Origin of the sequence: Cytobacillus sp. FSL W8-0315, from assembly GCF_038002905.1 — a bacterium.
GTDB classification, from domain to species: Bacteria; Bacillota; Bacilli; order Bacillales; family Cytobacillaceae; genus Cytobacillus; species Cytobacillus pseudoceanisediminis.
Map to the genome: position 1 here is coordinate 38414 of NZ_JBBOOC010000002.1, position 22190 is coordinate 60603.

Below are 22190 nucleotides of genomic sequence, written 5' to 3' on the forward strand. Positions count from 1 at the left end.
TTTCTCTTTGAGGTGAGGGTGAAAATTCCAGAAAATCTGAATGAATTTTCTGATGGTTTGAATGAATTTCAGAATAAAAAAGTAGTAGCACACTACTTACCTAAAAATGACATTTTTTCAGTATGATCGAAAGTAAACTACCTTCTTGAAATAACTTTTAAAATGAAATTAGAGGGGTCTTGTTTAATAACCTATGAGGCGTTTTTAAATTTTAACCTCAAGCAGAACTTAACTCTACTATATAAAACCACCCAACAATTTCTGAATTGGTCAATAAATAGTATCGTGGTAACCATAGTCGTTATTACGAAAAAAAAGAGTATGACTTCAGGACACTAATGTGAGTCATACCCTCTTTTGAAAAAATAAATAACTTTAATTAAACCAATTTAGCGTACAGGCTTCCATTTTCGCAAAAATAAAGTATTACCTACTACCGAGACAGAACTGAAAGCCATGGCTCCTCCAGCGAGAATTGGGTTTAAAAGGCCAATTGCTGCAACAGGTATCAATATAACATTATAGGCAAATGCCCAGAAGAGATTTTGTTTTATTTTTCTCATGGTTGATTTGGATAAGCTGATGGTATCAACTATTCCCATCAGGTCACCACGCATTAAAGTGATATCTGCTGCCTCCATTGCAACGTCAGTCCCCGTTCCAATAGCAATACCAACATGGGCTGCAGCCAGTGCCGGCGCATCATTGATACCATCCCCAACCATGGCTACAATTTTTCCTTCCTGCTTTAATTTTTCGACTTCGGCTGATTTGTCCTCAGGAAGTACTTCAGCAAGTACCCGATCAACCCCCACCTGCTTGGCAATTGCTTCTGCTGTCAACTTATTATCGCCAGTAATCATAATAACTTCTATACCCATATTTTTTAGATGTTTAATTGCTTTTGCAGATGTTTCTTTAACTGTATCCGCTACTGCTATTATTCCGGCAAGACTGTCATTGACTGCTATAAGCATAGCGGTTTTCCCTTCTCCTTCAAGCTGTTCCATCCGACTTAACGCAGCACCTATATCTATATTATTTTTGAGCATTAGCTTTTTATTTCCTATAAATACCTTTTGATCACTGATACTAACTTGAATGCCGTGACCTGGAATGGCAATAAAGTCTTGGGCATCTTGAAGCTGAAGACCTTTTTCTTTTGCTCCATTAATAATTGCTTCTCCAAGTGGATGCTCCGATCCTTTTTCAGCAGATGCAGCCACCTGCAGTAATTCATCTTCTGAGAATTTTCCAAAAGTAACGATATCTGTTACATCTGGTTCCCCTTTTGTAATCGTTCCGGTCTTATCCAATACAACAGTAGTTACCCGCTGTGAAGTTTGAAGATGTTCTGCCCCTTTGATAAGAAGTCCGTTCTCAGCACCCTTACCAGTACCAACCATTACAGCAGTCGGTGTCGCTAAGCCTAATGCACAAGGGCATGCAATAACAAGTACAGCAATAGTGCTGACAAGTGCAGGAGTAAATCCTGCAAGGAAGTAAGTGATAGCAAATGTAGCAAGTGCTATTAAGATTACGATTGGCACAAAGATCCCAGATATTTTATCAGCGAGTTTCTGAATAGGAGCTTTCGAACCTTGAGCCTCTTCGACAAGTTTAATAATTTGGGCTAATGCCGTATCTTTACCCACTTTGGTAGCTTTAAATGTAAATGCACCATGTTTGTTTACCGTTGCTCCAATGACTGTATCGCCTGTTCCTTTTGTAACAGGCATACTTTCGCCTGTTAGCATAGATTCATCAACAGTAGTGTTTCCCTCTATTATTTCTCCATCAACAGGAATCTTTTCTCCAGCACGAACAAAGATCAAGTCTCCTGTTTGAACCTCTTCAAGAGGAATGTCAAGTTCTTCTCCATCCCGAATGACCCTAGCTGTTTTTGCTTGAAGCCCCATCAGCGTTTTGATCGCTTCTGATGTTTGTCCTTTAGCTCTTGTTTCAAGCAGTTTTCCTAAAACAATTAAAGTCATAACAATGGCAGCTGCTTCATAATATAAGAATTGCCCTGTACCTAAAATAGTGACAATAAGACTGTAAAAGTAGGCGGCTGAAGTCCCCAGTACAACTAAGACAGCCATATTAGCACTGCCACCGCGAACCGCATTGTATGCATCACGGTAATAATGGCCGCCCACATAGAATTGAACTGGAGTAGCAAGAAGAAATTGGACCCAAGGACTCATATGAAAAAACATTCCATTACCATATTCCATTGCAAAATCCGATATCATTTGAACTAAAAAGAATACGGATAGAATTGCCCCAATAGTAAACTTCCTTATCTGTGTTTTGTACTCTTTTTCCCTTGCGCTGCGCTCATAATCCTCATCCCTATCGCCAACTACCTTGGCATCATAGCCGACTTTTTTTACAGCAGCTATTATTTGCTCGATATTCGTATTTCCAGGAATGTACTCTATATTAGCTTTTTCAGTTGCTAAATTGACAGCTGCACTTGTTATCCCTTCGATCTTTTTTAGCCCTTTTTCAACACGGGTTGCACACGCTGCGCATGTCATTCCTATGATATCAAGCTGGACTTTTTCTTCCTGAACCCCGTAACCTGTCTTTTTTATTTTTGCAATAACATCTTCAACAGTGGCTTCTGTAGGATCATACGTTACAGAAGCTTTTTCTGTAGCAAGGTTAACACTAGCTTTTTTTACACCTGGAACCTTCGTAATGTTTTTTTCAATACGGGTTGCACATGCAGCACATGTCATACCGGTTATGCTCAATGTGACATTTTCCCCAGTAGCCTTCGCTTGCGTCTTGGCTATTGTTTGCTCCGCCATATTTTATTCCTCCTTTTTAGATTGAAATGAGGATGAATTTGATGTAACGTGAGTTGCTCTCTATATACCCATGTTGGGTATATTTTTTAGAAAAAGAGAGGGTGCCGCATTTGCACACCCCTTCTTCTGATTTAATTTACATCATACCCTTGATCATCAATTGTTTCCTTTATTTTCTCTAGGGAAACTTCTGTAGAGTTATATTCTACATCAACTTTTCCACTTTCAAGATGAACCTTAACATTCGAAACACCAGGTAATTCTCCTACACTTCCTTCAATTGCTTTAATGCAATGTCCGCATGACATTCCTTCTACATTTAATGTAACCTTTTCCATTATTAACAGCTCCTTTATTTTTTCATTAACTTATGGACAGTAACAAGTACTTCATCTAATACTTCCAAATCCCCTTGTTGTAGGCGGTCCACTACGCATCCTTTTAAATGCCCTTCTAAAAGAATTTTTGCCACGCTGTTTAACGCAGATTGTGTTGCTGATATTTGAGTAATGACATCGTCACAATAAGTGTCTCTTTCAATTAAACCTTTTATTCCGCGGATTTGGCCTTCTATTCGGTTTAATCGAGTCACAAGATTGTTTTTTACCTTATCCGAATGGTGACTTTTTCTCTCACTCTCGCTTGCGCAGCAGCTTTCTTCTTCGATTAATAATGCATTTGTATTGAATTTAGATTGCACTTAGCTTCCCCCTTACAAATTAAATATATCATACCCCCGTACCCTATGTAAATAGGAAAGGATATAATTTTTTGTAAAATATGTTATTTTTGTGAACTCGATCTGTATCTTCAGCTTAAATATTAATTTCTTTCAATATCGTCTCTTTGCCAATCCTGTTTACAAACTTATGAAATGCCTCTCGTTTCTTTCCCTGCTGCTGATAAAATTCAATAATCTTTTCAACCGCTGCATATAAATTTTCTGGTTTAAGATTCTTCATTAGAAGATACCCCGGTTCAGCATCTTTTCCTTTCGCTTTTCCTCCAATATATAAATCATAATGATCTTTTACCTTCATAATACCTATGTCATTGACTAGCGGTTCACCACATCCTACAGGACAGCCCGTATAAGCAGGCTTTAATGTGAAAGGAACAGGAATACCTGCTATTCGTTCATTCAACTCTTTTGCTACTGGCATTCCTTCTTCTTCTTCTCCTTTGCAAAAGTTGCATGTCCTTAAGCTTTTAACAAAGCTCCCTACTGGATAACACCGGAGTCCTGCCTGTTCAAATTCTGAGATAATTTCGTCTTTCTTGTCCTCAAATACGTCAATATAGAGTTGCTGAAAAGTAGTTAATTCAAGCTCATCCTGATCCTCCATATATTTCGCTATAACAAGCAACTGCTTGGCATTAAGCTTTGCACCAAAATTGATTCCTCCATTTACAGCCATTTTTACCTTTTTTCTTTGATTTTCCATTACGGTTCTTCCTTTCTTATGAAGTCTTTTCCAACAATTCTGTATGACAATGGCAAGAGACTGAATGGCCGTTGTCTAGCGACTCCAAATTAGGCACCTGTGAATGACAGACAGCTTCTTTATGAGGACACCTTGAGACAAATGGACATCCTTTTTCCTCTTTTGTGGAATCGACCTCCCCATCAAGAATCAGCTTCTCCCTATTCTTAATAAAATGATTTAGATCTTTAACCACAGCAACGAGTGCTTTCGTGTAGGGATGCGATGGATGCTGAATAATTTTTTTCGTGGGACCAATTTCTACTATTTTTCCTTGATACATTACTGCAATTCGATCACACATATAACTCGCTGTAGATAAATCATGTGTAATAAACATCATGGTAAGTCCCATTTTCTTTCTTAATTCAAGCAGAAGGTTCAAAATTCCTGCTCTTACTGATACATCAAGCATAGATGTAGGCTCATCTGCAGCAATAAAAGATGGCTTTAAGATGATCGCTCTGGCAATGGCAATCCTTTGTCTTTGCCCTCCGCTTAATTGATGAGGGTATCGATAAATAAAGTCTTCTGCAGGTCGCAACTCAATATTTTCTATGGCCTCTACTACCTTTTTAAATTTTGCTTCGTAAGGCAAATCTTTTTCATGTGCGTTAATCGGTTCCATTAAAATATCTAGAATTCTCATGCCTGGGTTTAACGTATCATAAGGATCTTGAAATATCATTTGCATTTTTTTTCTGACTTTGTTAGTCTCTGCTTCTTTTAAATTACAAAGGTTTTTTCCCTCAAAAATTATTTCCCCTTCGGTTTCTTTCATAAGGCGCATAACCATTCTGGCCGTTGTCGTTTTACCGCAGCCACTTTCCCCAATAATTCCAAGGATTTCGCCTTTCTTGACTTCTAAATTGATATTATTTACAGCATATACTTCGGTTCTTTTTCTTTTTAAAAAAGTTCCTGACTTTTTAATGAAGGTTTTTTTCAAATTGCTCACTTTTAAAAGGTAGCGTTCATCCATGGGTTCCTACCTCCTCTAAAAAGCAGGCTGTATAATGTCCGTTTCTAATTTCTTTAAATTCCGGATTCTCCTGCCGGCATTTATCAAAGGCATGTGGACATCTTGTATGGAACCGGCAGGAATTTGGGAAATTCACTAAATTTGGGACACTTCCTGGTATAGATACGACTTCCTTTTCCGGATTGCCTAAATCAGGTGAAGCGTTTAAAAGTGCTTGTGAGTATGGATGTTGTGCATTTTTTAAAATATCCTCCGTGGTTGCCCATTCTACGATATTGCCTGCATACATGATGGCTATCTTATCACAAATGGCTGTAACCATCGGTAGATCATGAGATATCAGGATGACAGATAAGTCCATTTTCTTTTGAAGGCTTTTGATTAAGGCGATTACCTGTGCTTGCGTTAAAACATCCAGTCCAGTTGTAGATTCATCAGATATAACCAATTTTGGATTACAAGCTAATGCCATAGCAATGGCAACCCTTTGTTTCATCCCTCCACTGAATTCATGAGGATAGCTTCTCCACCGCTCACCATCTATACCCACTAATTCGAGAAGGGTCTTAGTGCGCTTGAGGGCTTCCTGCTTGCTCACATTTTCGTGAAGGAAAATGGATTCCATAATTTGATCTCCTATTGTGAAAATAGGATTCAAAGCGTTCATTGCACTTTGAGGAATTACCGAAATCTCTTTCCACCTCAAGGAAGCAAGTTCTTTATCAGAAGCCTTTATGAGATCTCTTCCATTTAATAAGACACGTCCGGATACTACTTTTCCAGGATATTCTATTAACCTTAAAATGGATTGGGCAACTGTTGTTTTGCCACATCCTGACTCACCTATTAAACCTAACATTTCTCCCTTATTGAGTGAAAAAGAAACATTTTCTACTGCCTTTGCAATGCCTTTATCCGTTTTAAAGTAGGTTGAAAGGTTCTCTACTGACAACACGGTGTTCATAAACTAACGCTCCTTTCTCAATCGGGGATTCAGAATTTCTTCCAGTGAATAGCCAGTAAAGGCAAATCCAATGACCAATGTTGTTATTAATAAGCCTGGAGGCAGAACCCACCATATCCAGGCATCAGTTAAAAACGCACCTCTGGCCTGAGCATAATATAAAATGGTCCCCCAGCTTTTTGTAAACGGATCCCCTAGCCCTAAAAAGCTTAGTGAGGCTTCGATTAATATTGAATGACTCGCTGCTAAAACAAACTGGGAAAGAGCTATAGGAATGACGCCCGGGAGAATATGTCTGCTTAGAATGACTGTAATGTTTGTGCCTATAGACTTTGCAGCTTCCACATATCCTTTTGTTTTCAGTGTTAGGACCTGTGATCTTATTACCCTCGCTGGACTCGCCCATGAAATTAGACTGATAACCAGGACGATGTTCCAAAAACTAGGGCCAATAAAAGCGGCCAGCAAAATCATTAAAGGAAGAAAAGGGATAACAAGCACTAAGTCTACTAATCTCATTAGGAATGCATCTACTTTGCCGCCGTAGTAACCTGAAACGATTCCGACCAGGCAGCCAAGGAGAATGGAAATAAAAGCCGCAATGACTCCGATCAATAAGGAAATCCTGGTTCCATAAAGCAATTCACTTAAAATATCCTGGCCGACATCATTGGTTCCCAGCAAAAATTGGCTATTTGGTTTTGTAAATGGAGCTCCAACCCGATCAGTTGGATCAAATGGAGCAAGGATTGGCGCTAAAAGGGCAATCAATAAAAAGATCGCTAAAAGAATTAAGCCAAACAAACCAATGTTATTTGATGTAAGTACCTGCCAATATCTCTTTAACTTTTGATTAACCATTGCCGCTTCCCACCTTTGGATCAATTAAGGGATAAATTAAATCTGCAAGAAAGTTAGCAATGACTACACTAAAAGTAATAATCAGGAATGTCGCCTGTATAAGAGGGTAATCTCTGCTTAATACAGATTCAAACATTAAACGGCCGACGCCCGGATAGGCAAAGACGGTTTCAATAACAGTTGCACCGCCTAGAGTAAATCCTAAGCTAAGCATAAAGACAGTAGCCACGGGAAGAAGTGCATTCCTCATAGCATGCTTATACTTAATAGCCTTTTCTTTTACGCCCTTAGCTTTAGCCATCATAATATAATCTTCTCCAAGGACATTCAGCATAGAATACCGCATGATCATAAATGTACTCGTAACAGAAATCAATATAAGAGTAGCTAATGGGAGTACCAGGTGTTTTCCAATATCAATTAGCCGCTCCATTCCTGAGAAGTTGGACCATGCGCTTTCTGCACCAAAGACCGGCAACCAGCCTAATTGAGCAGAAAAAATAGATACTAATATCATGCCAACCCAAAAAGAAGGCATGGCACTTAAAAACATAAAGACAGTAAGAAGGTTTGCATCCGTTCTGGTGCCCCGTTTCCATGCTGATATCGCACCAAACATGACACCAATAACAGTTGAGAGTACAAGCCCGAGACCTGTTAGAAGCATTGTCCATGGGAGTCTCTCTACCAAAAGTTCTGAGATAGGCCTCTTTTGTTGATAAGAATATCCAAAATCACCTGTGAAAATATTCTTTATATAAGCTCCATATTGTTCAATGATAGAATCATTCAGACCATATTTGTCTAAAATAGCTTCTTTTTCTGCACTGGACATAAATCCAACATCTTCGCCAGCTAAAAAAACTAATGGATTTCCGGGCATTAGACGGGGCAATAGAAAATTTAACGTCAACATAAGGAATATGACAATTAAATATTGCAAAAGCTTGCCAGCTATGAATTTACCCAACTCTTTCACCTCCAAATATGTAGATGTCTTTATACAGATTTCCCGTAAAAGAAAATGCTTTTACGGGAAACTATTTTTAATTAAAAATCAAAATCATCTTTCCCCTTATCTTTTTTCTTTCTTCTTAAAAGGACAAACCCAACAACGGCCACTAATAGAATTACGCCAAATACAATTAATGAAGTATTATTCCCTTCTTTCTCTGTACTAGCACTTGCTGTTTTGCTATCTGTTGAAGCAGCTGTATCGCTGTTTGCCTTCCCGCTGTCAGATAATTCGGATTTTTCGCTTGAAACAAAAGAAAGTTTGTTGATAATTCCCTTACCTACCTGGAAGACATACTGATCGTATTTTGCAGGATTAAAAGCACCTACAATTTCTTGATAATATAGTGTAATAAATGGGGCATCTTCCGCTACGAATGCTTGCATGTCCTTGATTAGACTGAGTCGTTCGGTTTCATCGTATGTCTGTTTAAGTTTTTCACCAAGTTGGTCAAATTCAGGGTTCTTGTATCCCCCGATATTGACTGTCCCAATAGCGGGATCGGAATGAAATAGGTCATTCATTCGATCTGGGAATAGCTGCATTGTGTTGGACCAGCTCCAGACCCCAAGATCGTAATCCCTTCCTTTACTGACATCAAAATCAGGCCACATTAATGAGTCAACTGTAGTTGAATCCATTGCTTTTACAGAATTTTTGATTCCAATTTCATTTAACGCTTCTGAAATTAATTCAGCCGTTCTGATTCGAATCGGATTGCCCGAGTATACCAAATTGGTTAGGTCGATGTTATTGCCTTTCTGGTCTTCTCTAAATCCATCGCCATCCTTATCAATAAAACCAGCATCTTCTAATATCTGTTGTGCTTTTTCCTTATCATAAACAGGTTTTAAATTTGAATTGAAATACGCTGAGGATGGGTGGATAAATCCGGGACTACCGACTTCTGCGTAACCAAGCAGTACTGTATTTACTAAATTTTCTTTATCAATAGCATAATCTATGGCTTGACGAAATGCTGTTTCGGTCATTGGATATTTCTCTGCATTAATTTGAAATAAGCTGGTACTATATCCTGGCCCTCTTACTACTTTCAAAGCAGGATTTGAACTAAATTGTTCCACAAGTTCAGGTGAAATACTTGATGAGATAGCATCAAGCTCACCTGCCTGAAGTGCATTATACATAGCAGTTGTATCTTCAATGATCGGAAATATTAATTCGTTGATTGGCGGGGCACCTTTGAAGTAATCATTGTTGGATTTCATTTTGTAGTACTGACCAGATTTGTGTTCTTCCAGAATATAAGGTCCGCTTCCGAGTGCATTGGTTTCATCATCGGGAGTACTTACTTCAGACCAGATATGCTGTGGTAAAATTGGCAAATCTGCTAGAGGCTGAATAATAAAGTTGGGGTCAGCCTGTGATAAATTTAATGTGATACCAGTTGCTCCGCTTACCTCTATTGACTTAATTGTTTTTAATGGATTTGTAAATCTGGATTTCGGGTATTTTATGAAATATTCCATCGTGAATTTAACATCATCAGCCGTAAGAGGTTTGCCGTCGTGCCACTTAACATTATCATGCAGAGTTAGTTCATAGGTTAGCCCATCTTCGCTAACTTTGTAATCCTTTACGAGCCAAGGTACCGGCTGATTTTCTTCATCCAAATTAAATAGAGTATCATAAAGTAAATTGACCAGATCTAACCCTGGGTACCCTGTTACATATGTATAAGGGTTTAATCCATTCTCATCCTTTGTAATGCCAACTTTCAATGATTGCACTTTCTCTTCCGCCCGTACAGGATTGAAATTTGATAAGAGTAATAAAATTATTAATCCAACACTAAAAAATGATCTCTTCATTTTCACTCCCCCTATTTAGCGATCTAGATTTTTATTTGATTAGCTCCTGTAAGTGAAAGTTCCCTTCTCTTCTGTATGCTTCAGCCAGAGCGAAATGTCCGTGAGTTGCCAGGCCATGATAAACATGAATAGCTTTGTCCAACACTCTATGCATGGCTCTTCCTTTTTCTTGAAGGCTGTTTAATTTGGAATAACCGGGTGATAATAATTCAACTGTCTTGGTATCAAGAATTTCATCAAAATGCATACCGCTAAACTCCATTTGGCTTTCAAGCATATCCATTGCCTTTTCTTTTTTCTCCCAAACTTGAGAAATATCAACGACTGTATTTGGATGATGTGGCGTCATGTAGTAGATGGTCGGGATGGGGTGTGGGGACAAACCGGGTGTTTCATCTAAGGCATAGTCTCTGCTTGCAAGTGCAATTGATTCTAGCAAAAGGGTCATGGCAGGTCTGCGGTCGGGATCTAAATCATGGAAAGAGTGCTCCGGATCTTGGGTGATGAGGATGTCGGGTTTAATTTCTCGTATTAATTTAATCAGCTTAATCTTTGATTCCTTGCTTAAATCTACTGTGCCATATTCAAAATTCAAGAAAGAAATCCTAACCCCCAATACCTCAGCTGCACTTTTTACTTGAGGCTGACTTGTTTCTCTGCAAAGCATAATACTTGCATAAGACTCCCCTCCATTTAAAACATTTTTAGCTAACGCTCCCCCACATTCGACTACTTCCATTCCATAAACACCAAGAAATAAGATTCTTTTGCCCTTTGACATACTATTTCCTCCTCCTAATGTACAGTACCCCTCTATCGTATCGGGTATTAAAAACAATAATAATACTGAATTCCTATTTTGTAAATATAGAATTTTTAGAAAATTTATTTATTTTTGATATTCATAGATTTTTTGGTATGGCCTGTCTACCGTTTACATATCATTTAGCAAATAAAAAGGAGTTGATGATTTTGGGAGCATATCAGTTATTTGTTTTGACAACAATAGCTGTTTCGGGAATTGCAGCCTTCTTGCTATCGATAAAATTCAGGGAGCAATTAACTAAAATGCAAGCTATGGTTGTTGCAATGGTAATGGGAATGAATTTGGGTCTAACAGCTGGGGTTTTATTTGGAGCTGTTTATCAAGGGAATTTGTTTATTTCTACGCTTGTTTCAGCAGGAATTGGGGCATTTGCGGGGTTGGCGTGCGGAATAGCGTTTGGCATCCTTCCCTCTTTAGAAGGATTTATGTCTGGTTTAATGGGAGGAATGATGGGCGCCATGCTTGGTGAAATGGTATCTCAGAACCAAGCATTTACCTTACTTAATATCTTACTCACACTTACAGCGAGTTCATTATTGCTGTATAATATTTTCTCATCAGAGACTTCCATTAACGATAAAAAATGGTTCCTAAAACCAGTTTTAACTTTTATTCTTCTTTTTTCTTTTTTATATTTCGGAAACCAGCTTGATAAAAGCAAAGCAATTTCCTTCTTTAATTCGTCTGATACAGCGCAGAATCATAGTGAGCACGATATTAAAAATACCTCGAATACCAAAGAGTTCGTTTTAACTGTTTATCCATCAAAATTTTCCTATACCCCTTCAGAAATAACCCTAACAAAGGGTCAAGAAACCGCTCTAACACTAAATAATCTAGACAGCGTGGACCATGACATTGAAATAAAGCAAATAGCTGTTAAGAAATCGGATAGCAACAAACACGCTAATCATGGCACCGATCAAGCTGACTTCCACCTGCATGCATCAGGAAAGAGTGAAGCGGCTCTGAATTTTACACCTCTTGAGTCCGGAGTGTTTGAGTTTTATTGTACTATTCCTGGACATAAAGAAAATGGCATGATAGGCACTATTACAGTCAATTAAAAAGGGCCATCCCTCAGTATTTTTACAGGGATGGCTTCTTTGTTGTATAGGAACTTAAAATAGAATGGTGGAATAATTCTATGGAATGGCCAAAACTTTGCAATCTTACCATTGAATCTTCTAATGATAAAGATTGATTTGGGTATTCCCCAATTACTATGCCCTTAATAACTTAGCGTTTATGGCAACTATAATTGTACTAAGAGACATTAGTACTGCGCCGACCGCAGGACTTAATACAAAACCTAACTTATAAAGCATTCCTGAGGCTAAAGGGATGGCTATAATATTATATCCTGCCCCCCACCAAAGGTTTTGTATCATTTTTCTATATGTCTTTCTAGACAAATTAATAATTTCAACCACATCTTTTGGATTACTATTAACCAGGATTACATCTGCTGTCTCGATTGCAACATCCGTACCTGCTCCTATAGCAATTCCTAGATCTGCATTTGCTAATGCTGGTGCATCATTAACTCCATCTCCTGTCATTGCGACTTTTTTATTTCCCTGTCTAATTTCATTTATTTTACTGGCTTTTTCATGGGGCAAAACTTCAGCATATACTTTATCTACTCCAATTTCATTTCCTACATAATTCGCTACCTGGTTATTATCCCCTGTCAGCATAATTGATTCTATATTCATTTCCTTTAGCTCTATTATTGCTTTCATGGCACTTTCCCTGATTTGATCAGCAAGTGCTAACATACCAGCAAATTCCCCATCGATAATGGCGAATATTACCGTTTTACCATCTGAGGATAGTTTCTTGTATTTTTCTTCAGGATAAGGTATTTTTTGAGTCTTCATATAGCCTGGACTAACTGCCAATACTTCTTTTCCATCTACTCGCCCTTTAATCCCTTTTCCTTGCATATATTCGAATTCATCAGGCTCTGAGATTGTTAATTCTTTATCTTTTACACTGTTTAATATCCCTCTTGCAATCGGATGTTCGGATTGTGACTCTAATGAAGCGACCACTTTCAAAACCGTATTCTCGTCATACTTATTTGAAAGAATTATATCTGTAATACCAAACTCACCCTTTGTCAGGGTACCAGTCTTATCAAAGACAACAGTATTAATTCTCCTGGCCTCCTCAAACTGTGTTCGATTTCGGATTAGCAATCCTTTTTTTGCAGAAATAGCAGTAGAATTCGCAATCACTAACGGTACCGCTAATCCAAGTGCATGAGGACAAGCAATGATCATGACTGTTACCATTCGTTCTAAGGCATAGTTAAATGTAAAACCAGTAATAAGCCAACCGATTAAAGTTAGTATCCCTGCAATTAGAGCAATATAAAACAACCATTTAGCAGCTCGATTAGAGAGATCTTGTGTTTTAGACTTCGATTCTTGGGCTTCCTTAACCATCTTAACAACTTGTGAAAGATAACTTTCTTCACCAATATTTTTGACCTCTATTGTTAATGCGCCATCCCCGTTAACAGAACCGCCTGTCACTTCATCGTCTGTTGATTTTTCAACAGGCAGTGATTCCCCTGTTAACATTGATTCATCAACAGTAGAGTTCCCTTTATTAATAATACCATCTACAGGTATCCTTTCACCTGGCTTGACCAGCACTTTATCACCAGGTAATAGATCTGAAACGGATACTTCTTGAGTACCATCATCTATGATTTTATGTGCCTCGGATGGCATTAATTTAACAAGCTGTTCCAAAGCGTTTGAAGCCCCCATCACAGATTTCATTTCAATCCAATGTCCAATCAACATTATGTCTATTAACGTGACTAGCTCCCAATAATAATCCATTCCCTCTAAACCAAATACAGTCAATGTGCTATATACATAAGCGACAACTATTGCTAAAGCAATAAGGGTCATCATTCCTGGTGCTCTTTGTTTCATTTCATCAATTGCACCTTTTAAAAACGGATATCCACCATAGAAAAATACAAAGGATGAAAGTAAAAAAAGTACAAGCGAATCATATGGAAATGTAAACTTAAAACCAAGAAGTTCTTGTATCATGTGAGAAAGAAAAAAGACTGGTAAGGAAAAGAGGAGTGATATATAAAATCGTTTCTTGAAATCTTCTACCATATGGCCATGATGCGATCCATGGCCGTCTCTATGATTATGATCCCCATTACTATCTTGATGATGAAGATGTTCTTTCTCAATAGATTTTCCTTTCATTTCATGATCGTGATGTTCAAGATTTTGATGGATCATATGGTCATCATGATTATTATTATGATGGCCTTTGTGGTTATTGCTAGTGTGATTCCCAGGTTCCTTAGTGGTTTGGTGATCTCTAGCCATTATTAACATCCTTTCATACTAAATGGTTTTTAATTTATTTTTTCTGAACTGAGAGATATTGATACAGCTTTACAAGACACGCTGCTTAATTAATACTTGTATACCCTATATAGGTATGCCGAAACAAACAAGGCAGGAAAAGAGCATGATCGGTGAATTGATTTTTCAGTTAATAAAAGCCTATAAAAAATGCACAGAGCAAAATCTCTGAGCATTTTTGTTATTTCAGTTTAGCGACTCATGCAATTAATTGACTACCTTATAGATATTGATTCGGAATAGTAAGCTCTAATTTTTCCCGGTGTTCTTACCAGCACCTTCTTCGACAATTTTATCCCATGTTTCCCCTGAATCAGTGGTTGTATATATATTGAGTTGATCTGTAGCAAACGAAAGTTCTTTTTTGTTTTTATTATTTACAGCAATAAAGGTAATATTCCCTTCTGAATTTTTAGGCATACTGTAATTAGTTGATTTATTATTATTAATATTAACTTCTGTAATTTCATTGTTCCCATTATTAGTACCGGCAATTATTGTGTCATTACCTGCAAATACAGTAGCACTCACACTGATTTCTGCTAATATCTTGTCAAACGTATTCCCGTAGTTTTCAGAGAGATAGAGCCCTTGATCTGTGCCAATAGCTAATGTTCCATTCTTTGAAGGGTGTGCTGCCATCGTGAGAGGAGAGCCGGATACCCCCTGCATATTCATTAAATTCCAAGTTTCTCCTTGATCAGAGGAGTAATAAAATCCTTGTTCTTTCATTTTTGAATTAGGTTCAGCTGCAAAAACATAGATCTCTTCTGTTTCATACCCTACGGATAATGCATGGAAATCTGCCTCCCCCTGAAAATCAACGATTTCCACCGTTTCCCCATTATCCTTGCTTTTAACAATTCCTAAGGGGTTTTTAAGGTTGGAACCTGGAGCTGGGTGTCCGCTGCTATAAAATCCATTCTTAACAGGTGAATACCCCATATAATCATTTTTCGGTATATCTGGTACCGACCATGAACTGTCAGAATATACTTTTAAGCCATCATGGACTGCAGCAACTAATTTTCCACCATCCTCTGAGTAGCTAAGACCATGTAAGTCAGGAAATTTAATTTTATTAACTCCGTTATTAGGAATAAAAATAAGGAAAATAAAAAACCCCATTACAATCAGAAAAATCCATCCTATGCCAAACTGTCGCAGCTTGTTTAGTTTCTTTCGATTAGACACCTTTTTTTCCTCCTGATCTTATAACTTAATCGTTTAAATTAATACTAATTTTCCTATAAATACTCTGTATCGGAGCTTGTTTCAAAGCTTAAACCAGCATTAAGATGTTCTTTTCTACGTCGTTATAAATTTCTCCATTAAAACTAATCCAATAACGCTCATTTTCGTATGTAAGCGGCTGATGTTAACTTTCAATATCTATAATACTCAAACGTTGGAAGCCGAATTGGATAGGTCCATCAAAATAATAACCTGAATCATATAATTCATTTGCACATATCACATAAGAAGCTCTCTATTAAAAACTCCAGTAAGTAATAGTATCGAATACTCCAATTATCAGCATAATGATGCCTGTTGCTTTTTGCACAATAGCCCCCATTCTTCGCCCCTTTTTCATTAACTTACCTCCCAGCTCTAGATACCATATAAGAAATACAGCAATAATCAAAGGCAAAGAAGTCCCTATTGCAAAGATAGGAGGGAGTATCATCCCATAATTTACAGAGATAGCCATTGGCATCAGTGTGATGAAAAATAATACAAACATGGTTGGACAAAAACCAAGGCTAAAACTTACTCCCATAAAGAATGCGCCTAAGCTTCCTTCCTTTTGGAACTTTTGAAAAATCCCCCCTAAGGAGATTGTTTTACTTAATTTAATAAATCCAAGTAAAAATAAACCTACCAATATAAACATAGGACCAATAATTCTTCTTATCCAAGGAAAGTAAACTGTCAAAGAAGTCTTTATTTCACTTCCGAAGATCCACACTAATAATCCAAAAAAGGAAAATACAGCAATTTTCCCAAGCGTGAAGAACAAAACTTCTTTCCAGGCAATATTCTTTTGGAAAGACTTATTTCCATATAGTGTAATCGCGCCCAGATTCCCAGTAAATTGACATGGAGCCAATGCGCCGACAAGGCCTAAAATAAAAGCAGAAATTATGGGAATGTCCTTGGTGTTCAAACCTATATTAATTAGAGGTTGACTAAAGAAGTTGCTTATTGTACTGAAAAATTCATACATATTTAATTCCCCTGCCTTGTTATCATTCATTAATCTGTAAAAAAAGTTTAGGTTCACTGTTAAAGATAGCTCCTTTTTCATTGATACCATTTAATTATGAAGATTTTATGAAGGATTGACATATTTAATATATTTCGCAGAATAAGTTATCTAGCAATTGACTCTCCAAACATTAGAAAAGCTGATTTTGGAACATTTTTTCAATGCTCTAAAATCAGCTTCTTTCTTTATTCTGTAGGGCAACTCCTTGCATCTAAAATATACGGAGATTGCAGTTTCTTTGAGAAGAACTGTAAATAAAATCCTAAATAGTGACGATTTCTAGTTATCAATTTCCGTTTACTTCCTCAGCATCCCAGTAATATTCACTGAAGACCTTCGCAAACGCCTCAATAGAATTATCTAATTCCGTGTTATTATTTTCTACTCCTCCGAACTCAAGGAGCATTGATTGGCTAGAAAGGTCTTGGTTATATACCCCATTCCCATCATCTTTTGTTTTTATAAAAACACCTCTGCTAATTCCAGGAAATTCTTCTTCTAGCTTTTTATTCAATTCCTTAGCTAGTGCAAGATTCCTTTCATAGTTTTTATTTTCCTTTCCAACGATAAAAAATAATCTTGCAAATGGCTCCCCTTTTATCATTGTCGTTGTAAGTTTCTTTGGCTGGGAGTCTCTGTGAATATCAATAAGATAGCTAATTGAAGATTTTTGGGCTATTGCCTCTATTACTGTTTCTCTTGAGAGAGCGTAGGAATAATTATAATTCCAATTTTTCTTTTTCAATACTTCTGTAACATTCGATGTACTATGGCTTGCTCCTATCCCTCGCTTCATTAGTTCGTCTTTCAGCTTTTTGCCCACCGCTATTATGTTTTTACTTTCATTTAAACTTACAGCTTCATCTGCCGTTTTCTTTCCAGGCAGTGATGGCAAAAAGGCTTCCCAGCTATGCGAATGATAAATAAATGCCACATCTTTACCGGTATTAGGGACAGGAGAAGTTCCCTTTTCTTGTGAAATTTTTGGATTAGACTGGTCCTTCTCTGTCAGTTCTTTCTCTTTCAAAAGCATCTCTAATGGAGGGGCAGATTCTATTGGCAAAGTAGTGAGGTCTGTTCCAAGTCCTGCAATGGCAATTTCGGTGTTGAATATGGAAAAACCAGGAATTTCCCTACCGAGAAAAGTCCGAATGTCTTCCGGCCAAATATTTGTGAAAGTGAGAAATGCAGCACGGGAGATGGATGGCGTTTCATCTTCCTTAATAGTTGATTTAAGCGGGCCAATTTCAGTTGACATTAGGCTTAGAAAAAAATTAGCATGCACCTTTTCACTAGTCGCTGAAACTATTGAAGAATTTAATCTTTCTTTTAAATCAAGATAGTTTATAAAAAATACAATACTAAAAATGAATAAAAAAAGAGCAAGATAAATCCAATGAACTCGTATAAAAAACATGGAAGTATGATTCCTATCTTTCATTTGTTCCCTCCGTTCTAGTATTTCTCCTTGGTACTTTAATATATGATAAAAAATTGATAATAGAATAGATTCTCTATTAAACTCTATTAATACTTATATAGCACTATTTTCTTGCAGTTTTAGACTCTCTTATTTCCTACAGAGATATGCAGTTAAATGTTCCTTGTAGTACACTTTTAGAAAAATCGGATGTATCTTCAAAAATTTTTTTATATTGAGAATGATTAACTATTTAAATTATTGATGGGCAAAAAAAAACAGACACCAAGGTGTCTGTTTTTTTGCTAAATTATAACATTTGACGGCAAGCTTCTGCACATTTAAAGCAGGCCTCTGCACAGTTTTGACAGTGTTCATGGTGATGTTTCTTGCATTCGTTTCCGCATGCCTCGCAAATGTCCGCACATAATTGGCATATTTGTTTTACAAAGGGACTGTTGGATTGCATAGATTTTGCAGCAAAAGCACAAATATCTGCGCAATCTCGATCCATTCGAATACAGTCTGCCATCATTTTTATGTCTTCTTCACGTAAACATGCATCATAACATACATTACATGCTTCCATACATTCAAGGCAAGCCTGAATACATTGCTCGTAGGTCTGGCTATACATAGAATCATCCTTTCTGTGTTTTTTTCCAATACATAAGATAGGTTACCCTTGCATTGCGCAATTAAACTGCATAAAAAATGCATATTTCTAGTTAGCTCACCACAAAAAAGACATTGATTTACTATTGGGTGATTGTGGCCAGAGTAATACGGAGAAAAGTATCCAACCACTTCCTCCAATTACTTCTAACGGTTCACAGTCTTTTTATCTTATCAAAAATCAAATTACCCATTACAAAATAGGTTCAAAGGAGTAAACTACTCCAATTTTGATGGGATTTGTCAGCCACCCTCTACACAGGTAGCAGCCGAACTCCCAACAAAAGAATTTAATTTTTGAAGGAGACAAGATAAGTACTCCATTTCTACTAATGTTTCCAAGGGGTGATCTGTAAGAGGAATATTGTATTTGTTAAAGACTAACGCTGTTTCTGCCCACACTTCAACAATTGCTTTTGGTGACATATTGGATTGAATAACCATTTCAACATCTCCTTTTTTTCTAATGTTTGTCCAACAAACGGAAATGTTTATACTATTTTCTTGGGCCTTAAAATTAGTTTTCGGACGACTGTACCCATTAATGGAATATTATCTATGAGTATTAGTCCAGACAAATCTACATTATTTAATGTATTCCGGTTGATATTCGCTCCCCACAGCCTGACCGTTAGTGGATTAAGCATATCCATAACTACTCCTGCAACAGGGTTGCTACTCCTCATATGCTCAATCATAAAAATTTTCCCACCTGGCTTACATACTCTATTCAATTCCTTCAATCCCTTGACTGGATCAGGAACTGAGCAAAACACACATGTTGAGACTATTGCATCAAATGTATTATCAGGGAATGGAAGAGCTTGAACATCAGCATTTATCAGATTTACCTTGTAGTCCACATTTAATTTTTCCTTCTTTTTTCTTGCATAATTGAGCATTCCTTCACTAAAATCCACTCCAGTTAAGGAAGTAATATCTTTAGAATAATATTTAAGATTTATTCCTGTCCCGATTCCTGCTTCCAGTACATCTCCACTTACATCGGCCAAAAGGCTCCTTCTCCATTCATCCTTAATCATCTTATCCATCCAGTCATAAAAAAGAGAAATTCTGTTATACCTTTGTATGACTACTTCACTTTTTGAAATATCCACTTCTTTCCCACCAATCGTTTTTGAGAATAGTTTCTCAGACAAATATGAATTTTTTATGGATATGAAGGTCCTTTTGTAGCAGAAAATTGTATAGGGGTATCTGAGTTAGTAAAATAAAGCCATATAACAATGGTGTAAAGGTAGAGGATATTGCTTTAAATTCAACAAAATTGAAAGTTCCATTTCTTCGCAGAAAACAAAGGAAGATATTTTCTTTGATTACTAAAAACATTTAAAAGTAAATCTGTTTGGTTCTCTTTTGCAAAATTACAGCACACATCCTGTAGTTAATGGTTTTTAAGAACTCTATTACTGCTTCTGCACTACTAACTATAATAAAAGCCGAATATATACAAGATAAATAGGCTTGTATATATTCGGCTTTCTAAGGTTTTTAATATTTAGTTAATATTCAGGGGTAAGTTCTTCTTCAATGATCCATTTGTGATTATCTACTTTTTCCCCGGTAGTAGTAGTGAAGTCAAGCATATAGACTGTAGTTTCTACCGATGATTCGATGACCGCGGTTGCTCCGTCCATACCTTTCATATGATCCGCGTTAAGAGTAACTTCCGTACCAGGTTTAAAAGGTTGTTCCCCGGCGTTTTCTATTTCTTCATGGATGACCCATTTATGATCTTTTACTGGGTCTCCTCCTGTTGTAGGATAGTACGTAACAGAGTAAGCAGTTGTTTTATATGCTCCTGCAATGGTTGCTAAAGCACCTTTCATACCGGGCATATGATCTGCTTGAATTATAGCCTGACTTCCGATTTCAAAAAAAGGATTCTCAGCTTCTTGCAGTCCATTTGGGACTTCACCTAAACTTGACATAGTCTCAGCAAAATGAGCTTCTATTGTTTCATTGACCTCTAAAGCATTAATTCGTACCTCATTAATAAGTACTTTTATCTCTTCTGTGGATGCTCTTTGTTTGTATGGATTGTGAGTTAAGGCCTCTAAATGGTTTTCCGCAGCGTTTAAACGATTAAGGAAATCGCTTATTTTTTCTTTATATTCCTTGTATCTTTCTACCTCTTCAGCAGTTAAGGGGGGTTCAGCAAGGGATTCTTCTATTCCCCCTATTTTAAGGTTAAGCTCATTCACTTTTCCTTCCAACTTTTCTAAATGTTTCTCAACTTTCGATTCCTCTTTAACTTGAGCACTGGTTTGTAATTTGGCTCCCGCATTGTGGGCATCTGCAGAGATTTCCCCAGTTAAAAAAACGAGTCCGAGCGATGCCAAACCTAACCCTGAAATTTTTAAAATTTTGTTGGTCATTTTCTTCCTCCTTTAAAATATTTCACATGAGTATATACCTCCAAAAGGGTTATTAAAACATCAAAATTTTCAAAGCCGAAATTATAAAAAATAAGCCGCAATGTTAATATTTATTTACTCAGTGTTTTTATATTCTAATACCCAAAACTATTAATAAAGAATGAAAAAGCCTAAATCTTTATCGGATTTAGGCTTTTAATTGATTATATTTTATGTTTTATGATACGAATGGAACTAAATAGGGAACCCTTTTTCAAACGGGTTTGTTTTACTTCATGTATTATTCAGTGCTTGTTTTAAGGTTTCTATATTTTTATTCATTAAGCTTATATAGTCTTCATTGTTTTGAATATCTTCCTCAGTTAATGATTCTAAATTGTGAAGAGTCAGAGTTTCTGCTCCGAGTTCTCTTTTTATGACCTCAGCAACCCGATTTTCGACATTTTGCTCGAAAAGGATATAATCTAATTCTGCATTTTCAGCTGTTTTAATGATTTCTTCAAGCTGTTTTTGAGATGGTTCAGCACTAGGAGAAAGGCCGCTAATTCCAATTTGCTTTAAACCATAGGCATCTTCCCAATATCCATAGGCAGAGTGGGCAACGATGAAGGTTTTATTTTTTGACTCGTTGACCATGCTTTCAAAGTTAGAGTCTACAGTTTCTAAATCAGCTTTGAGAGCCTGAAAATTCTTTTCAAAATAATCTTGCTGGCTAGGATCAATTTTAATTAATGCATTCTTTATATTTTCAGCAAGCTGTACCGATCTGCCTGGATCAAGCCAAACATGAGGATCAACCTCTCCCTCTTCACCAGCATGAGCCTCATCATTTTCTACTTCATGTTCATCTTCGGGAGATTTCTGAGCTCCAATTAGAGGAGTTCCTTCGGATGCTTTTACAATGGCAGTATCTTCATTTTTAACGGCACTAATGACTGCATCGGCAAACCCTTCGATTCCTGTTCCTAAATAGATAAAAGCATCCCCCTCAGCGATTTTGATCATAGTTTTAGTTGTAGGTTCAAAGGAATGAGCATCAGATCCTGTTGGAACGATATTTTCTACTTCTACAAATTCCCCTCCAATTTTTTCTGAAAAATTCTGAAGCGGAAAGATTGTCGTGTAAATTTTTAATTTCTCATCATCAGCTTGAGTGTTCTTTTCCTCTTGAGTTGCTTGACTGCATCCCCCAAGGACCAAAATGCCAATAGCAAACAGTATTGGCCACATTAAT

Annotated in this window: 20 protein-coding genes and 1 pseudogene; 1 reads left to right on the forward strand and 20 read right to left on the reverse strand. The window is 37.0% G+C overall.

The window, feature by feature from the left end; genetic code table 11:
- Nucleotides 1–389: 389 nt before the first annotated feature.
- From MKY20_RS24040 to MKY20_RS24085, 10 genes are all read right to left on the reverse strand, one after another.
- A complete protein-coding gene (locus MKY20_RS24040; protein ID WP_009336028.1) occupies nt 390–2819 on the reverse strand; it encodes a heavy metal translocating P-type ATPase in 2430 nt (809 codons plus the stop codon).
- A 131-nt stretch (nt 2820–2950) separates the two neighbouring features.
- Complete coding sequence (gene copZ, locus MKY20_RS24045; protein WP_009336027.1) at nt 2951–3157, reverse strand: copper chaperone CopZ; 207 nt, start codon at nt 3155–3157, stop codon at nt 2951–2953.
- Between the two features lie 14 nt (nt 3158–3171).
- The gene (locus MKY20_RS24050; protein ID WP_009336026.1) at nt 3172–3519 is read right to left on the reverse strand and encodes a metal-sensitive transcriptional regulator; all 348 of its coding nucleotides are present in this window, start codon (nt 3517–3519) and stop codon (nt 3172–3174) included.
- Between the two features lie 115 nt (nt 3520–3634).
- Nucleotides 3635–4264: a nitrite and sulphite reductase 4Fe-4S domain-containing protein gene (locus MKY20_RS24055; RefSeq protein ID WP_009336025.1), complete on the reverse strand. Its 630-nt coding sequence runs from the start codon at nt 4262–4264 to the stop codon at nt 3635–3637.
- Nucleotides 4265–4280: 16 nt separating this feature from the next.
- Nucleotides 4281–5285: an ABC transporter ATP-binding protein gene (locus tag MKY20_RS24060; protein WP_009336024.1), complete on the reverse strand. Its 1005-nt coding sequence runs from the start codon at nt 5283–5285 to the stop codon at nt 4281–4283.
- Nucleotides 5278–6249, reverse strand: a complete 972-nt coding sequence (locus MKY20_RS24065; RefSeq protein ID WP_009336023.1) for an ABC transporter ATP-binding protein — start codon at nt 6247–6249, stop codon at nt 5278–5280. The genes MKY20_RS24060 and MKY20_RS24065 overlap by 8 nt, the downstream gene beginning before the upstream one ends.
- 3 nt (nt 6250–6252) lie before the next feature.
- A complete protein-coding gene (locus MKY20_RS24070; RefSeq protein WP_009336022.1) occupies nt 6253–7110 on the reverse strand; it encodes an ABC transporter permease in 858 nt (285 codons plus the stop codon).
- Nucleotides 7103–8080, reverse strand: a complete 978-nt coding sequence (locus MKY20_RS24075) for an ABC transporter permease (RefSeq protein WP_009336021.1) — start codon at nt 8078–8080, stop codon at nt 7103–7105. Before MKY20_RS24075 ends, MKY20_RS24070 begins: the two co-directional genes overlap by 8 nt.
- A gap of 80 nt (nt 8081–8160) precedes the next feature.
- Nucleotides 8161–9957 carry an ABC transporter substrate-binding protein gene (locus tag MKY20_RS24080; RefSeq protein WP_284522414.1) on the reverse strand — a complete coding sequence of 599 codons (1797 nt, stop codon included), beginning with the start codon at nt 9955–9957 and terminating at the stop codon, nt 8161–8163.
- 31 nt (nt 9958–9988) lie between these two features.
- Nucleotides 9989–10738 (reverse strand): PIG-L deacetylase family protein, encoded by a 750-nt coding sequence (locus tag MKY20_RS24085; protein ID WP_009336019.1) that lies wholly within the window; start codon nt 10736–10738, stop codon nt 9989–9991.
- A gap of 185 nt (nt 10739–10923) precedes the next feature.
- Here MKY20_RS24085 and MKY20_RS24090 point away from each other — a divergent pair, with 185 nt between their 5' ends.
- Nucleotides 10924–11850 (forward strand): plastocyanin/azurin family copper-binding protein, encoded by a 927-nt coding sequence (locus MKY20_RS24090; protein ID WP_034297802.1) that lies wholly within the window; start codon nt 10924–10926, stop codon nt 11848–11850.
- Nucleotides 11851–12006: 156 nt separating this feature from the next.
- Here MKY20_RS24090 and MKY20_RS24095 read toward each other — a convergent pair whose 3' ends face one another.
- From MKY20_RS24095 to MKY20_RS24140, 10 genes and pseudogenes are all read right to left on the reverse strand, one after another.
- The gene (locus tag MKY20_RS24095; RefSeq protein ID WP_009336017.1) at nt 12007–14163 is read right to left on the reverse strand and encodes a heavy metal translocating P-type ATPase; all 2157 of its coding nucleotides are present in this window, start codon (nt 14161–14163) and stop codon (nt 12007–12009) included.
- Nucleotides 14164–14442: 279 nt separating this feature from the next.
- Nucleotides 14443–15387 carry a F510_1955 family glycosylhydrolase gene (locus tag MKY20_RS24100; protein WP_009336016.1) on the reverse strand — a complete coding sequence of 315 codons (945 nt, stop codon included), beginning with the start codon at nt 15385–15387 and terminating at the stop codon, nt 14443–14445.
- 56 nt (nt 15388–15443) lie between these two features.
- Nucleotides 15444–15646: pseudogene (locus tag MKY20_RS24105) on the reverse strand (asparagine synthase (glutamine-hydrolyzing)); the annotation flags it as partial.
- Nucleotides 15647–15685: 39 nt separating this feature from the next.
- Nucleotides 15686–16420, reverse strand: coding sequence for an urease accessory protein UreH domain-containing protein (locus MKY20_RS24110; RefSeq protein WP_009336015.1), 735 nt, complete (start codon nt 16418–16420; stop codon nt 15686–15688).
- Between the two features lie 328 nt (nt 16421–16748).
- Nucleotides 16749–17903: a stage II sporulation protein P gene (spoIIP, locus tag MKY20_RS24115; protein WP_009336014.1), complete on the reverse strand. Its 1155-nt coding sequence runs from the start codon at nt 17901–17903 to the stop codon at nt 16749–16751.
- A gap of 289 nt (nt 17904–18192) precedes the next feature.
- Nucleotides 18193–18519, reverse strand: a complete 327-nt coding sequence (locus MKY20_RS24120) for a four-helix bundle copper-binding protein (protein WP_034297800.1) — start codon at nt 18517–18519, stop codon at nt 18193–18195.
- Between the two features lie 281 nt (nt 18520–18800).
- Nucleotides 18801–19001, reverse strand: a complete 201-nt coding sequence (locus tag MKY20_RS24125; RefSeq protein WP_009336012.1) for a hypothetical protein — start codon at nt 18999–19001, stop codon at nt 18801–18803.
- Between the two features lie 47 nt (nt 19002–19048).
- On the reverse strand, nt 19049–19675 hold the full coding sequence (locus tag MKY20_RS24130) for a class I SAM-dependent methyltransferase (RefSeq protein ID WP_009336011.1): 627 nt from the start codon (nt 19673–19675) through the stop codon (nt 19049–19051).
- Nucleotides 19676–20080: 405 nt separating this feature from the next.
- Nucleotides 20081–20560, reverse strand: coding sequence for a YdhK family protein (locus MKY20_RS24135; protein WP_232292558.1), 480 nt, complete (start codon nt 20558–20560; stop codon nt 20081–20083).
- A 669-nt stretch (nt 20561–21229) separates the two neighbouring features.
- Nucleotides 21230–22186, reverse strand: a complete 957-nt coding sequence (locus tag MKY20_RS24140) for a metal ABC transporter substrate-binding protein (RefSeq protein WP_009336009.1) — start codon at nt 22184–22186, stop codon at nt 21230–21232.
- Nucleotides 22187–22190 lie beyond the last annotated feature (4 nt).

Coding starts and splice junctions, on each gene's coding strand:
- MKY20_RS24040 (WP_009336028.1), bottom strand. CDS start 2,819: ATGGCGGAGCAAACAATAGCCAAGACGCAAGCGAAGGCTACTGGGGAA.
- MKY20_RS24120 (WP_034297800.1), bottom strand. CDS start 18,519: ATGTATAGCCAGACCTACGAGCAATGTATTCAGGCTTGCCTTGAATGT.
- spoIIP (WP_009336014.1), bottom strand. CDS start 17,903: ATGAAAGATAGGAATCATACTTCCATGTTTTTTATACGAGTTCATTGG.
- MKY20_RS24110 (WP_009336015.1), bottom strand. CDS start 16,420: ATGTATGAATTTTTCAGTACAATAAGCAACTTCTTTAGTCAACCTCTA.
- MKY20_RS24065 (WP_009336023.1), bottom strand. CDS start 6,249: ATGAACACCGTGTTGTCAGTAGAGAACCTTTCAACCTACTTTAAAACG.
- MKY20_RS24070 (WP_009336022.1), bottom strand. CDS start 7,110: ATGGTTAATCAAAAGTTAAAGAGATATTGGCAGGTACTTACATCAAAT.
- copZ (WP_009336027.1), bottom strand. CDS start 3,157: ATGGAAAAGGTTACATTAAATGTAGAAGGAATGTCATGCGGACATTGC.
- MKY20_RS24140 (WP_009336009.1), bottom strand. CDS start 22,186: ATGTGGCCAATACTGTTTGCTATTGGCATTTTGGTCCTTGGGGGATGC.
- MKY20_RS24060 (WP_009336024.1), bottom strand. CDS start 5,285: ATGGATGAACGCTACCTTTTAAAAGTGAGCAATTTGAAAAAAACCTTC.
- MKY20_RS24080 (WP_284522414.1), bottom strand. CDS start 9,957: ATGAAGAGATCATTTTTTAGTGTTGGATTAATAATTTTATTACTCTTA.
- MKY20_RS24095 (WP_009336017.1), bottom strand. CDS start 14,163: ATGTTAATAATGGCTAGAGATCACCAAACCACTAAGGAACCTGGGAAT.
- MKY20_RS24085 (WP_009336019.1), bottom strand. CDS start 10,738: ATGTCAAAGGGCAAAAGAATCTTATTTCTTGGTGTTTATGGAATGGAA.
- MKY20_RS24055 (WP_009336025.1), bottom strand. CDS start 4,264: ATGGAAAATCAAAGAAAAAAGGTAAAAATGGCTGTAAATGGAGGAATC.
- MKY20_RS24090 (WP_034297802.1), top strand. CDS start 10,924: ATGATTTTGGGAGCATATCAGTTATTTGTTTTGACAACAATAGCTGTT.
- MKY20_RS24125 (WP_009336012.1), bottom strand. CDS start 19,001: ATGGTTATTCAATCCAATATGTCACCAAAAGCAATTGTTGAAGTGTGG.